This window comes from Mesorhizobium sp. WSM4313, assembly GCF_002294725.1.
GTDB lineage: Bacteria > Pseudomonadota > Alphaproteobacteria > Rhizobiales > Rhizobiaceae > Mesorhizobium.
Window position 1 is genome coordinate 80278 of record NZ_NSFT01000013.1, and the last position, 13543, is coordinate 93820.

General features: G+C 63.0%; 10 protein-coding genes. 8 read left to right on the plus strand and 2 right to left on the minus strand.

Annotated features, from left to right (window positions below):
- The first annotated feature begins 103 nt into the window (after window positions 1–103).
- The 3 genes from CK219_RS24050 to CK219_RS24060 are packed head-to-tail and all read left to right on the plus strand — an operon-like array spanning window position 104 to window position 5557.
- The gene (locus tag CK219_RS24050; RefSeq protein ID WP_095769113.1) at window positions 104–856 is read left to right on the plus strand and encodes an ImuA family protein; all 753 of its coding nucleotides are present in this window, start codon (window positions 104–106) and stop codon (window positions 854–856) included.
- On the plus strand, window positions 771–2291 hold the full coding sequence (locus tag CK219_RS24055; RefSeq protein WP_095769114.1) for a DNA polymerase Y family protein: 1521 nt from the start codon (window positions 771–773) through the stop codon (window positions 2289–2291). Before CK219_RS24050 ends, CK219_RS24055 begins: the two co-directional genes overlap by 86 nt.
- Entirely contained in the window at window positions 2288–5557 is a 3270-nt protein-coding gene (locus tag CK219_RS24060) for an error-prone DNA polymerase (protein ID WP_095769115.1), read from the plus strand. The genes CK219_RS24055 and CK219_RS24060 overlap by 4 nt, the downstream gene beginning before the upstream one ends.
- Window positions 5558–6422: 865 nt before the next feature.
- Here the strand turns inward: CK219_RS24060 and CK219_RS24070 are convergent.
- Entirely contained in the window at window positions 6423–6614 is a 192-nt protein-coding gene (locus CK219_RS24070) for a CsbD family protein (protein WP_095769170.1), read from the minus strand.
- Between the two features lie 775 nt (window positions 6615–7389).
- Between CK219_RS24070 and CK219_RS24075 the strand changes: the two genes are divergently transcribed.
- Window positions 7390–8514 (plus strand): phospholipase D-like domain-containing protein, encoded by a 1125-nt coding sequence (locus tag CK219_RS24075; protein ID WP_245340600.1) that lies wholly within the window; start codon window positions 7390–7392, stop codon window positions 8512–8514.
- A 612-nt stretch (window positions 8515–9126) separates the two neighbouring features.
- Here CK219_RS24075 and CK219_RS24085 read toward each other — a convergent pair.
- Complete coding sequence (locus CK219_RS24085; protein ID WP_141245402.1) at window positions 9127–9738, minus strand: hypothetical protein; 612 nt, start codon at window positions 9736–9738, stop codon at window positions 9127–9129.
- Between the two features lie 332 nt (window positions 9739–10070).
- Here CK219_RS24085 and CK219_RS24095 point away from each other — a divergent pair, with 332 nt between their 5' ends.
- The 4 genes from CK219_RS24095 to xth all read left to right on the plus strand — a co-directional run bounded on the left by CK219_RS24095 (window position 10071) and on the right by xth (window position 13422).
- Window positions 10071–10406, plus strand: coding sequence for a hypothetical protein (locus CK219_RS24095; RefSeq protein ID WP_176477131.1), 336 nt, complete (start codon window positions 10071–10073; stop codon window positions 10404–10406).
- A 97-nt stretch (window positions 10407–10503) separates the two neighbouring features.
- Window positions 10504–10689 carry a DUF3606 domain-containing protein gene (locus CK219_RS24100; protein ID WP_095769119.1) on the plus strand — a complete coding sequence of 62 codons (186 nt, stop codon included), beginning with the start codon at window positions 10504–10506 and terminating at the stop codon, window positions 10687–10689.
- A gap of 55 nt (window positions 10690–10744) precedes the next feature.
- Window positions 10745–12655 carry a DNA ligase D gene (gene ligD, locus CK219_RS24105; protein ID WP_176477132.1) on the plus strand — a complete coding sequence of 637 codons (1911 nt, stop codon included), beginning with the start codon at window positions 10745–10747 and terminating at the stop codon, window positions 12653–12655.
- The gene (gene xth / locus CK219_RS24110; protein ID WP_095769120.1) at window positions 12652–13422 is read left to right on the plus strand and encodes an exodeoxyribonuclease III; all 771 of its coding nucleotides are present in this window, start codon (window positions 12652–12654) and stop codon (window positions 13420–13422) included. The genes ligD and xth overlap by 4 nt, the downstream gene beginning before the upstream one ends.
- The last annotated feature ends 121 nt before the right edge of the window (window positions 13423–13543 follow it).

Here is a 13543-nt window from a genome sequence, read left to right on the forward strand (position 1 = left end):
GAGCACCCTACGCTACGATTAGGTCCACTTGACTCCCGTCGCTCGATGATGGAACAAATAGAGAACACGCTTGTACACACTTTCATGGAGGTCAACGACCATCTTGCGGCCGGAGCCCGCCATAGACGAGTTGCGCGCGCGGATCGAAAAGATCGAGGGCCGGCGCCGGCGCGCCAGATCGGTGCTTCCTTTCGGGATCGCCGAGCTAGATGCACGACTTCCGGGTGGTGGGCTGGCACTCGGCGCGCTGCATGAAATCGCGGGCGGCGGCAATGGAGCCATCGATGGCGCGGCCGCGGCGCTGTTTGCGGGCGGTGTGGCCGCGCGCACGCGAGGCAAGGTCTTGTGGTGCATCACCCGGCCCGACCTGTTCGCCCCAGCGCTGGCGCAGGCCGGCCTGAAACCGGATCGCGTTATCTATGTCGAGGCCGGCGACGACAAGACAATCCTTGCCTGCATGGAAGAAGGCATCCGGCATGGCGGACTGGGCGCGGTTGTCGGTGAGGTCGCGCGACTGACCATGACGGCCTCGCGGCGGCTGCAGCTCGCCGCCGAAGAAGCCCACACGATCGGGATCGCGCTGCGGAGATGGCGCCGGCAGACGGAGGCGGCCGATTTCGGTCAGCCGACGGCCGCCATGACCCGCTGGCGCATCTCGGTCCTGCCCTCGGCGCCGCTGCCTGTGCCGGGCGTCGGCCGGCATCGCTGGCTCGTCGAAGTGATCCGCGCCCGCGCGGGTGAAAGTGCCGATTTCGAATTGGAGGCGTGCGATGGCACGGGTCGTCTCGCTGTTCCTGCCGACCTGGCCGACCGACAGGGTACGGCGCAAGCCCGGCAACGCAGCGCCGCCGGCTGAGGCCCCGCTCGTCCTGATCGGCCGCGACAAGAACAGGCGCGTGGTGCTCGCCGCCGATGCCGCGGCACTCGCCGCCGGCCTGCGCCCCGGCATACCCGTGACGAAGGCGCAGGTGCTGGTGCCGGGCCTTGCGATCCAGGACGCCGATCCGCAAGCAGATGCCGAGGCGCTCGAGCGGCTCGCCGTCTGGATGCTTCGATTTGCGCCGGTCGCAGCGCCCGATCCTCCCGATGGGATCGTCGTCGACACGACAGGCGCCGACCATCTCCATGGCGGCGAGACCGCGATGCTGGAGGGCATGGTCGGGCGTCTGGCGATGTCCGGCATCGTCGCCCGCGCGGCAGTCGCGGACAGCTGGGGCGCGGCGCATGCGCTGGCCCGGTATGGCGGCCAGGACATGTTCATCGCGCCACCCGGCCACGGCCAATCCGTGGTGGAAACGCTTGCGCTCGAGGCGCTGCGGATCGCGCCTTCGACGGCGGCCGAACTGCGCAGGCTCGGCTTCCAATGGATCGGCGATCTCCTGAAACAGCCGCGCGCGCCGCTTGCCCTGCGCGTCGGCCCGGAGATCGGCCGCCGCATCGATCAGGCTCTTGGCAACACAGCCGAACCGATCGATCCGGTGCGGCCGCCCGACATCGTCGAAGTCCGCCGTGCCTTCGCCGAGCCGATTGGCGCGGCCGAGACAATTGCGCGGTATATCGGCAAGCTCGTCGTCCAGCTCTGCACGCTGTTGGAGCAGCGCGGCCTCGGCGCGCGCCGGCTCGATCTCATCTGCCACCGCGTCGACAGCCAGGCCGAGGCGATCCGTGTCGGTATGGCGGTGCCGGTCCGGGACGCCAAGCGGCTCACCCGGCTGCTTTGCGACAAGATCGAAACCATCGCGCCTGGCTTCGGCATCGAGATGATGGTCCTGGCGACGACAGCGGCCGAACCCCTGGAGCGCAGCCAGGCCGTGAGCTCCCTCGTCGAGGAGACCGTGCCCGATGTGTCCGACCTCATCGATACACTGATAAACCGCGTCGGCGAGCGCGCCGTCTACCGCCTTGCGCCTGTCGCCAGCGACGTCCCGGAGCGCTCGGCAAGCAAGATCCCGGCGATGGCGGCCGACACCGGCGCGGGCTGGCCCGGCCATTGGCCGCGGCCAGCGCGCCTGCTGCCGCAGCCGGACCCGGTCGAGACGGTGGCGCTGTTGCCCGATCATCCGCCGGTGTCCTTCACCTGGCGCGGGGTGCGCCGGCGCGTGAGGCGCGCGGACGGTCCGGAACGGGTCTTCGGCGAATGGTGGAAGCGCGACGCCGAGCTGGTGGCGGTGCGCGATTATTTCCGGGTCGAGGACGACGCCGGGGAACGCTACTGGCTCTATCGCGCTGGCGACGGCGAGGATGCGGCGACCGGCTCGCACCGGTGGTTCCTGCACGGAGTGTTCGGATGAACGAGGTCCGTTATGCCGAGCTGCAGGTCACCTCGCATTTCAGCTTCCTGCGCGGCGCCTCCTCGGCCGAAGAGCTGTTCTCGCAGGCGGCGCTTATGGGCATCGAGGCGCTGGCCGTCGCCGATCGCAACAGCCTCGCCGGCATTGTCCGCGCCCACGAGGCGGCCAAGACCACCGGCGTGCGCCTCATCGTCGGCTGCCGGCTCGACCTCACCGACGGACTCTCGCTGCTGGTCTATCCAACGGACCGCGACGCCTATTCCCGGCTCTGCCGGCTGCTCTCGCTCGGCAAGGGACGCGCCGGAAAGGGAAAATGCCATCTCGAATGGAGCGATGTCGTGGCCTATGGCGAAGGCCTCATCGCCGTGCTCCTGCCCGATCTGGCCGATGAGACCCTGGCCCTGCGCCTCAGACACCTGCGCGAGGCATTCGGCGATCGGGCCTATATGGCGCTGACGCTCAGGCGCCGGCCCAACGACCAGCTTCGCATCCACGACCTGGCCGCGCTTGCCTTCAAGATGAAGGTGCCGAGCGTCGTCACCAACGACGTGCTGTTCCATGAGCCAGGGCGCCGCATCCTGCAGGACGTAGTCACCGCGATCCGGCAAAACGTCGCCATCGACGCGCTCGGCGAGCGCCGCGAGCGGCATGCCGACCGTTACCTCAAGCCGCCTCAGGAAATGCACCGGCTTTTTGCACGCTATCCGGAAGCACTGGCGCACACGATCGAGATTGCCGACCTCTGCCGGTTCTCCCTCGACGAGCTTGCCTACCAATATCCGGAGGAGCGCGACGACCCATCGCTGACACCGCAGCAGGCGCTGGAAAAGCTGACCTGGCAGGGCGCCGCGACGCGCTACCCGGAAGGCGTGCCGGACAGTGTCGTCCGCTCGCTGCGCCACGAATTGCGGCTGATCGAGAAGCTCGATTATGCACCCTATTTCCTGACCGTGAACGCGATCGTGCGCTTCGCGCGCTCGAAAGACATCCTTTGCCAGGGCCGCGGCTCCGCCGCCAATTCGGCGGTCTGTTACGTGCTTGGCATCACCTCGATCGATCCCGGCCGCAACGATCTTCTGTTCGAGCGTTTCGTCTCCGAGGAGCGCCGCGAGCCGCCCGACATCGACGTCGATTTCGAGCATGAGCGGCGCGAGATCGTCATGCAATGGGTGTTCGACACCTATGGACGCGACCACGCGGCGTTGTGTTCGACGGTGGTGCGCTACCGCACCAAGGGCGCGCTGCGCGATGTCGGCAAGGCGCTCGGCCTGCCGGAGGATCTCATCCGTGCGCTCTCCGGCCAGGTCTGGGGCTGGTCCGAAGAGGGCGTGGAGGAGCGGCATGTAGAAGAACTCAATCTCAACCTCGCCGATCGCCGGCTGCGACTGACGCTCGAGCTCGCGCGTCAGTTGATGGGCGCGCCGCGTCACCTCAGCCAGCATCCGGGCGGCTTCGTGCTCACCCATGACCGGCTCGACGATCTGGTGCCGATCGAGCCGGCGAGCATGAAGGATCGTCAGGTGATCGAATGGGACAAGGACGATATCGACGCGCTCAAATTCATGAAGGTCGACGTGCTGGCGCTCGGCATGCTGACCTGCATGAAGAAAGGCCTCGATCTCCTCGCCGAGTGCAAGGACATCCGGCTCGACCTTGCCACCATCCCGGCGGAGGATCCGCGCACCTACGCCATGATCAGGAAAGCCGATACGCTCGGCACCTTCCAGGTCGAGAGCCGGGCGCAGATGTCGATGCTGCCGCGGCTGAAGCCAAGGACCTTCTACGATCTCGTGGTGCAGGTCGCGATCGTGCGCCCCGGGCCGATCCAGGGCGACATGGTCCACCCCTATCTGCGCCGCCGGGAAGGCATCGAGGCGGTGCATTACCCGAAGCCCGAGCTCGAGAAGGTGCTCGGCAAGACGCTCGGCGTGCCGCTGTTCCAGGAGCAGGCGATGCGAGTTGCCATCGAATGCGCGGGCTTCACGCCGGGCGAAGCAGATATGCTTCGCAAGTCGATGGCCACCTTCAAGTTCACCGGCGGCGTGTCGTCCTTCAAGACGAAGCTGATCAACGGGATGGTGGACAATGGCTACGAGCGCGCCTTCGCCGAGCAGACTTTCAAGCAGCTCGAAGGCTTCGGCTCCTACGGTTTTCCAGAGAGCCACGCCGCTTCTTTCGCGCTGATCGCCTATGCCTCGGCTTGGCTCAAATGCTGGCACCCGGACGTGTTCTGCACGGCGCTGTTGAACAGCCAGCCGATGGGCTTCTACGCGCCGGCGCAGATCGTGCGCGACGCGGCCGCGCACGGGATCGAGGTCCGGCCGGCCTGCGTCAACGCCTCGCGCTGGGACTGCACGCTCGAGCCTGTTTGCGATGGACATTTCGCCGTCCGGCTTGGGTTGCGCATGGTGCGCGGTCTCGCAAATGCCCATGCAAGCACGATCGTCGCCACGCGCGCCGACCAGCCATTCGCCTCCGTCGACGATCTGTGGCGCCGCGCTGGCGTGCCGCAGGCCGCGCTCGTCCAGCTCGCCGAGGCCGAGGCGTTCCGGCCGGCGCTTGGTCTTGCGCGGCGCGAGGCGCTGTGGGCGATCAAGGCGCTGCGCGACGAGCCCCTGCCCCTGTTCGCGGCCGCATCGGCCTGCGAGACGGAGATCGTTCCGGAGATCAATGAACCGGCGGTGGTGCTTCGGCCGATGACGGCCGGCGGCGAGGTCGTGGAAGACTACCGCCATATCGGCCTGACGCTGCGCAGCCATCCGATCTCTTTCCTGCGCGAAGATCTTCGCCGTCGCCGCATCGTCTCCTGCGCCGAGGCGATGGAGACGCGCGACGGCCGCTGGCTGGAAGCGGCAGGCATAGTACTCGTCCGGCAGCGCCCGGGCTCGGCCAAGGGCGTGATGTTCATCACCCTTGAGGACGAGACCGGGATCGCGAACCTGGTCGTCTGGCCGAAAGTGTTCGAGCAGCATCGGCGCACCGTTCTGTCGGCGAGCATGATCGCGGTAAGGGGCCGCATCCAGCGCGAGGGCGAAGTGGTCCACCTCGTGGCTCGCAAGATCAGCGATCTATCAGCCGAGCTCGCCAGCGTCGGCGAACGCGAGGGCAGCTTTCCCGTGCCGCACGCCCGCGGCGACCAGGTGCGCAATGGCGGCTCGGGACCCGATCCGCGCGAGCTGCCGCCCAAGGGGCTGCGCAGCCGCGACATCTACATACCCGACCTCCACATCGACAACATCAAGGTTAAGACGCGGGATTTCAGGTGAAACGCCGAATTTCTTGCCCGCTCAGGATCGCAAGTCGTACCAAAGCATTACAGTCGAACCTCGTGACGGCGCAGCTATGGAACAGGGGAGACGACAATTGCAGACAACAAATCGAAGCGAGGCGCCTCAGACCGTCGGCAGATCTCCGGCGGTGAAGGCTATGCGGTCATTATTTCGCCCGCAAGCACGATTGTCAGCAGAGAGCAGGCCGATGCCCTGATCAAGCGGGTCGGCAATCCCGCGACAAGCTCAATGCCGTCGCCGACGAACTGAAGAAATAGACTGCGTGTTCGCAATGACCCATCGCACAGTTCGGTCTGAACAGGGTCGACTCAAGTGAGTAAGTCAGTCGGGTCGGCCCACAATCAAAGGATCTTCAACTCCCCTTGCGAAGCCGGCCTCGCGTGGCGCAGCCAAACGGGGGAGCGCGCATTCAAGACGTCGAGAAGGCCGACCGCCTTGTTGCCGTCGAAGAATCATGGCGACACTCGGCACGATCCGAGCACTCCGGCGGACCAAAATGCCTGGCAGAGGGCTCCACGATCGAGAAGATGATGGAGCCACAGACTGGTAGGCATGCTCGGTACGAGGCTTGTTGCGGCGGTGGTCAAGAAGAAGCTCGGCCTCAACTTGGTCAGCGATGTCTGAAAGGCCGGGGGTTGCTGGTATCGTATGGATGAGGGTTAGAAGGGTGCCTAATCCTTATGCGCGCCAAGCTGGACATGGGGGCCATTGCAGATCTGCACGCGCTAGCTCTTTCAGCACTCCAAAACAATCGACGCTGCTCCGATTCTCGGACACTATCCTATCCAGCTAACAAAAAAGCCCGCGTTGCCGCGGGCTTGCAGGCACACCTTCGTGACAGCTAGGCCTTGTCGATGAGGTTCTTCACCGCGTCCTTTGCTTGACCCTTGGCTACCTGAGCCTTGCCCTTGCCTTCCTGGACTTTCCCCTTCGCCTTTTCCTCGTGGTCATCAGCGGCCCCACCGACGGCCTGGCGTGCCTTGCCGGCGACTTCGTTGGCTTTGCCTTTGATCTTGTCTGATGTGCTGCCCATGTCGAGTTCCCTTTTGAATGACGGCATGCCGTTCAAAAAAGAAGCTGCTCATAGGCAATTTGGTTCCCCGCTTCTTGAAAGATCGCTTCGGGCATGTGCCGAAGGCCTGCTTCAATGACAAGTCGTGCCGCGATGTCATTGCAGGGCCGATCCGCCCGAACGGCCGTTCGCCGGTCAGGCTTTAGGACCCTCATTGCTGAAGCGACCGTTCAGCGGCTACTCAACGGTTCGGCAGAACGCGACTGGTCAGATCAAGGAGTTAAAATCGTTGTTCATGTGCCAAGTGTCTATCCGCCGCCCTTGAAGGGTTTCCGAGCCTTGGCTGCGACGCTGGCATTAGTTACCTGAGCGCGACAGAGCAAATGAGGTTCTCGTCGCACCGGCTTCGCAACTTCATGGCGCCTCAATTTCAGTCCGCCCGCAGCCGCCGCACCATTTACGAGTCATGGATTATGCGGTGCGCAAACGATAGTAACGCCCTGTGGCGCAGCTGGGAACCTCCGGTCGCAGTCGAAGTTCTTGTGCTGCATATCGCCACTTCCACAGGGCGGGCTGCACAGGGAGTAAGGGGGTTTGCAGATTGTTGACTCGGGAAAAGCCGACCGTACTCAGAAGAAAGATCGGTCGTTGGTTCGATGTAATTAAGTATGTTGCAATTGCGAGTGCCGCGAGTTTGATCACTGTCGTCGTGATAAACTTAATCCCCGATCCCCGGACCATCCGCGTAATCGTTCCCCACCGTTTTGACGCAGCGGATCCTCAATTCGCAAGGAGCATGGCGAGCTATTCCCTGGGACAAATGTTCGAGGCCAACGCGGTGCAGACGCTGGTCAACGGCGACGAAATCTTCCCAGCAATGCTGCAAGCCATCCACACTGCGCGCTCGACCATCAACATGGAAACCTACATCTATTGGTCCGGGTCGGTCGGCTATGAATTCGCCACCGCATTAGCGGCGAAAGCCCAGGAGGGTGTCGAGGTTCGCGTGCTCGTCGACTGGCTTGGCAGTCTGCCCTTCGATGAAGACCTGATCCATATCATGACGAACGCTGGCGTGCGGTTCCAGCGCTACCGGCCCATCTACTGGTACACCCTGGAACGGGTGAATAACCGAACGCATCGCAAGCTGCTCACCGTCGACGGTCGGATCGCGTTCACCGGCGGGGTCGGCATTGCGGACAATTGGCTCGGAGACGCCCGCATTCCGACAGAGTGGCGTGACACGCACTACCGCATCGAGGGACCTGCCGTAGCAGCCTTCCAGGCGGCGTTCGCCGAAAACTGGCTGGAGACCGCGGGCGAGACTTTACAGGGCGAGAAGTTCTACCCGCCGCTTACACCTGCGGGGAATCTGAGCGCTCAGCTTATCCTGTCTTCGCAACCGAATGGCTCCGAAAATATGGAGCTGATGATGTTGGCTGCGATGGCTGCCGCCAAGAACCACTTGCGTATCGGAATGGCTTACTTCGTTCCGGATGACGTCGCCCTGCAGCAGATACTGGACGCCCGAAAAAGGGGAGTCATCGTCGATATCATTGTCCCCAATTCGCTGACGGACGTTCCTATCGTTCGAAAGGGCTCGCGCTATTTCTGGGGTAAATTACTCAAAGCAGGCGTCCGGATTTATGAGTTCCAGCCCACCATGTACCATCCTAAGCTGCTGATCGTCGACGATGTCTGGGCGAGCTTCGGCTCCGCCAATCTTGATGAGCGATCCCTTCGCCTTAACGACGAAGCTAATCTGAACATCTATGGCAAGGACTTTGCCCACGCGCAAATCGACCTGTTCAACCGGGACCTGGTAAGGTGTAAGCAGATCGGTCTCGAGGAATGGCAAACCCGCCCCTGGACTGAAAAGGTGACGGATTGGTTGGCCAGCCGACTGCATCCCCAGCTTTAGTGCACCATTGGAGCCCAATCGCATTGACGTCGTCGAAAGCTGGAATTGTCTGTTTTAAAGTATGAAAGGCTGCGTAGTTGAAGCGATGTTAGCTTTCGGGAAGCAGCCCTTGCAAGTTGAATGACCGGGTTGCGGCGCGAAGCTGTCATAGTGTTGCAACGCTGCTACCCTGGTTAACAACATTGGTCCTCAACGATGATACCATGCGAACGACGATGGGATCATAGGGGAGCATTTCGTCGCGACTATAATCGACGGTAAACAGGGCCGCACGATCGCCGCAGACTTTGATCGCGCGGACATTCAGGATCTGGCCATCCGTCTGGCCCGAATAGCTGGCCCACTGCGGCCTCACTCGTTTACAGTCGACCTCCAGCCGTGGCGACCCAGCGTGGCTTGGCAGTGCGGACACTGAAAGGTCAGATCTTTGTCGAGCAGGCGACTGATAAGCTTGCGGCCGACGGCGTCCGCTTTAGGCAGTGCGACGGGATGCTGTGTGGTCGATATGACGGCGTTGCGGTCCGGCGGCTCCGGGACCGTTTTCAGCCTGTCCGATTTGGACTTGGAGGAGCTACGGTTGGTTAGCCGGGCGGGCGAGTGGATTGTTGCGCACTAACGCTTGCGCAATAAGACCGGTACGACGTGGTGAAAAGCGATTCCCTCATCGCGGTGTTCACCTCCGGTAATCGCTGCAAACCATGCTGCCGCAGCGCCAAGCGCGGAGCCTGCAGCAGTCGCGAAGCTAAAAATGGCAGTTATGTGGGCTGAAAGCCGCACGGTGCTTTCGTTGAGTTGCGCGTCGGGGCGATTGACCACGGCGGCCGCGCCGTGCCCACCAATCATTGCCAAGAAAAATGCTGCTCCAAGTGTGGCTAGGGCCCAGACTGCGATACCGTGTATGCCATCGCGGAATTCGCTTTCACTTTGGCTGCTATCTTCCCAGCGCGTGCGCATTCGTCCAGCCACATAACCGCCGGCTGCGGAGCTTGCTATAGCAACGATAACTACCCACAGCCCAGCCACCAGCACATTCCAGGAGGCGCCACCGTTGGGAAGAGTCGGCGAACCCAGCGCCAAACCAGCGCTCGACCCGAATTGCAGAAGAACCACCGAAATGGCGCAAGCGATGACCCCCCCGCCAAATATGCCTCCCCACTCAAGATAGGACGATGTAGCCACTTTTGGGGTCACTGCAGCGTTTTCCCTTGAGGCTATTTTGGCCATGATCTTACCGAAGTCCAAAAAATGATAAGATGAACAAAACGATCACGACGAGGCCAACAAGGTAGATTATTCCGTTCACGACATCCTCCTCCTGATTAAGGACTAAACACAACGTGTCCGTGATGTTTTGGTTGCAAAAGAGCCCGGCCCGGAGATCTGAGCATTGACGATAAGTGGAAATTCCGCCTGAGATCGGCATCCCCAACGATGTATGCGTTTACGCAAAGCTGACTCAATGCTTCCGCTGCCCTGCTTCGACCGGAATGGGCCGCTTCCGGACCGGCCTTTGGGCACCGACCGGGAGATAGCTGCAATGTCGCGCGGCAATCAGCATGATCGCTCCAACCAAATTGAAGGCTTCTCCAAGCCCATTCCGGCGCTCGGCGCTGTCGGCGGGCATGTTCGCGGTAAAGGCCCGCCTCCAGCGTGAGGGCGAAGTGGTTCACCTCGTCGCGCGACGCATCTTCGACCTTTCCGCCGAGCTCGCCGGCGTCGGCGAACGCGAGGGCAGCTTTCCGGTGCCGCACGCCCGCGGTGACCAGGTGCGCAATGGCGGCTCGGGACCCGATCCGCGCGAGCTGCCGCCCAAGGGGCTGCGCAGCCGCGACATCTACATACCCGACCTCCACATCGACAACATCAAGGTCAAGACGCGGGATTTCAGGTGAAACGCCAATTTCTTGCCCAGCTCAGGATCGCAAAACGACCCAACGCGTTAGAGCTCGAACGTCGTGACCGCGCAGCGATGGAACAGGGGAGACGATAGTGGCGGACAACAGATCGAAGCGAGGCGCCGCAGACCGTAGGCAGGTCTCCGGCGGTGAAGGCTATGAGGTCAACTATTTCGCCCGCAAGCACGGTATCAGCAGAGAGCAGGCCGATGCCCCGATTAAGCGGGTCGGCAACGACCGCGACAAGCTCAATGCCGCCGCGGAGAAACTGAAGAAATAGGTTGCGGATTACGAATGGCGCATCGGGCAGTTGGGTTTTGTTTGAGTGAGGTCAGGTGAGCAAGACAGCGTCGCGTCGGCCAATCATCAACGGGGTTTCGCCTCGCCCTACCAAGCCTGCCTCGGGCGGCGCCGCCAAACTCGCACCGCCCGCGTTCCAGCCGGTCCAGCTTGCAAAGCTGGTGGACACTGTTCCCGCCGGCGATCGCTGGATCCACGAAATGAAATACGATGGTTACCGCATTCTCGTCGCCGTGGGCGGCAGCGAGGCGCGCGCCTATACGCGCTCCGGCCTGGACTGGTCCGGCCGTTTTCCGTCCATTTTAGCGGAGGCGCGCAAGCTCAAGGTTCGCTCCGCCCTGATCGACGGAGAGGCGGTTGTCATCGACACGGAGGGCCGATCCAGTTTCCAGGCGCTGCAAAACGCGTTGAAGGGCGCTCCCGCGAGCATCGATTTTTATGCCTTCGACCTGCTCCAGCTCGACGGGGAAGACCTGACGAGGCTGCCGCTCCTGGAGCGCAAAGAGAAGCTGGAGACGATCCTGCCGGCGAAGAGCCCCATCCTTCGCTACTCCGATCACATCCAGGGCCGCGGGGAAGAGTTGCTGAACCGCTTCTGCGAAGCCGGCCTCGAGGGGGTTATCTCGAAGCTGGCGGATTCGCGCTATGTCGGCGCCCGCGACGGAAGCTGGCTGAAGATCAAGTGCATCAAGCGTCAGGAATTCGTGCTCGTCGGCTGGACGCCGTCAGACAAGGATCGCGCGTTTCGATCGCTGATCCTCGGCGTCCATGACGGCGGAAAGCTGCGCTATGCCGGCAAGGTTGGGACCGGTTTCGATGCCGCCGGGATGGCCCGGCTGATGAAGATCATGGCGCCGCTCGAGCAGAAGGCCGCCACGGTCGAGGCGCCGCGCGCGGAGGTCCGCGGCGCGCACTGGCTGCGTCCCAGGCTTGTCGCCGAGATCGCCTTCACCGAGATGACCAATGAAGGGACACTGCGCCATCCAAGCTATCTCGGCCTGCGCGAGGACAAGAAGCCGGAAGCGGTCGTGCTCGAGACGGAACACCGCACGGCGACCCTGCCGCCGCCGGCGACAAGCGCTGTCGCGATCAGCAATCGCGGCCGCGTGATCTACCCCGAATCCAACATCACCAAGGGACAGCTTGCCGATCATTATTCCGACGTTGCCTCGATCATGCTTCCCTGGGCCGCGAGCAGACCGATCAGCCTGGTCCGCTGCCCGCAGGGCCGCGCGAAGAAATGCTTTTTTCAAAAGCATGACGCCGGCAGCTTCGGCGACAAGGTCCATCACGTCGGGATCACTGAAAAGGATGGCCATGAGGAGCCCTATCTTTACGTCGACGACGCCGAGGGGCTTCTGACCTGTGTCCAGATGGGAACGATCGAGTTCCATGGATGGGGAGCGCGCATCGAAGACGTCGAGAAGGCCGACCGCCTCGTGTTCGACCTCGACCCCGACGAGGGACTGGATTTCGAGGCGGTCCGCGCTGCCGCATTCCAGTTCCGGGATATGCTGCAATCCATCGGCTTGACCAGCTTCCCGATGCTGACGGGCGGCAAGGGCGTGCATGTGATCGCGCCGCTCACGCCGCGCGCTGAATGGCCCGAGGTGAAGGCCTTCGCCTCCGGGCTTGCTCAGGCGGTCGCGCAGAGCGACCCCAGCCACTTCACGGCCGTGTTGTCGAAGGCCAAACGCAAGGGGCGGATCTTCGTCGACTATCTGCGCAACCAGCGCGGCGCCACCGCAATCATGCCTTATAGCGCCAGGTCGCGGCCGGGCGCCCCGGTCGCAGCACCTGTCACCTGGGCGGAGATGAAGACGATCGATGCGCCATCGCATTTCCATGTCGGCGATGCGCCCGAGTTGAAGAAGCGCGCCGCATCGAAGGCCCTTGCGGGCTGGGGCCGGGCCGATCAGTTCCTGCCGGACCTCATGAAGCCATGAGGATCGCCACGTACAACGTCAACGGCTTCAACGGCCGCCTGCCGGTGCTCCTGCGCTGGCTTAAAGAGGCAGGGCCGGACATTGCCTGTCTGCAGGAACTCAAGGCGCCGCAGGAAAAGTTCCCGGAAGGGCCGATCCGCGACCTCGGCTATGACGTGATCTGGCACGGCCAGAAAAGCTGGAACGGCGTCGCGATCCTGAGCCGGGTCGGCAAGATCCACGAAACGCGGCGCGGCCTTCCCGGCGACCCTGACGACAGCCATAGCCGCTACATCGAAGCAGCAGTCAACGGCATCCTGATCGGATGCCTTTATCTTCCGAATGGCAATCCAAGGCCCGGGCCGAAATTCGACTACAAGCTGCGTTGGTTCGACCGCCTCATCGACCACGCAGCCGAACTCGTCGCGTCCAGACAGCCGGTGGTGCTGGCAGGCGATTTCAACGTCATGCCGACCGAACTCGATGTCTACAAGCCCGAGCGCTGGCTGGACGATGCTCTGTTCGCGCCCGAGGCGCGCGCCGCCTACGCGACGCTGCTCGAACAAGGCTGGACCGACGCGCTGCGCGTGCGTCATCCCGGTGAGAAGATCTACACGTTCTGGGATTATTTCCGCAACGCCTTCGGCCGCAACGCAGGCCTGCGGATCGACGACCTTCTGCTGAGCCCGTCGCTCCTGAAGCGGCTGATTGACGCCCAGGTCGACGTCGAGGTGCGCGGCTGGGAAAAGAGCAGCGATCACGCGCCGGTCTGGATCGAGCTCTCGTAAAAAGCAGCGCCTCGCGGGCGTTCAACGCCTGACGACAGGAAGCCCAGGGCGCGGCTGGAGCATTGGTTGCTCGCCGATGATGAAACCTTCACGATGTATAGCTGCGGCGTCGACAGGGTTC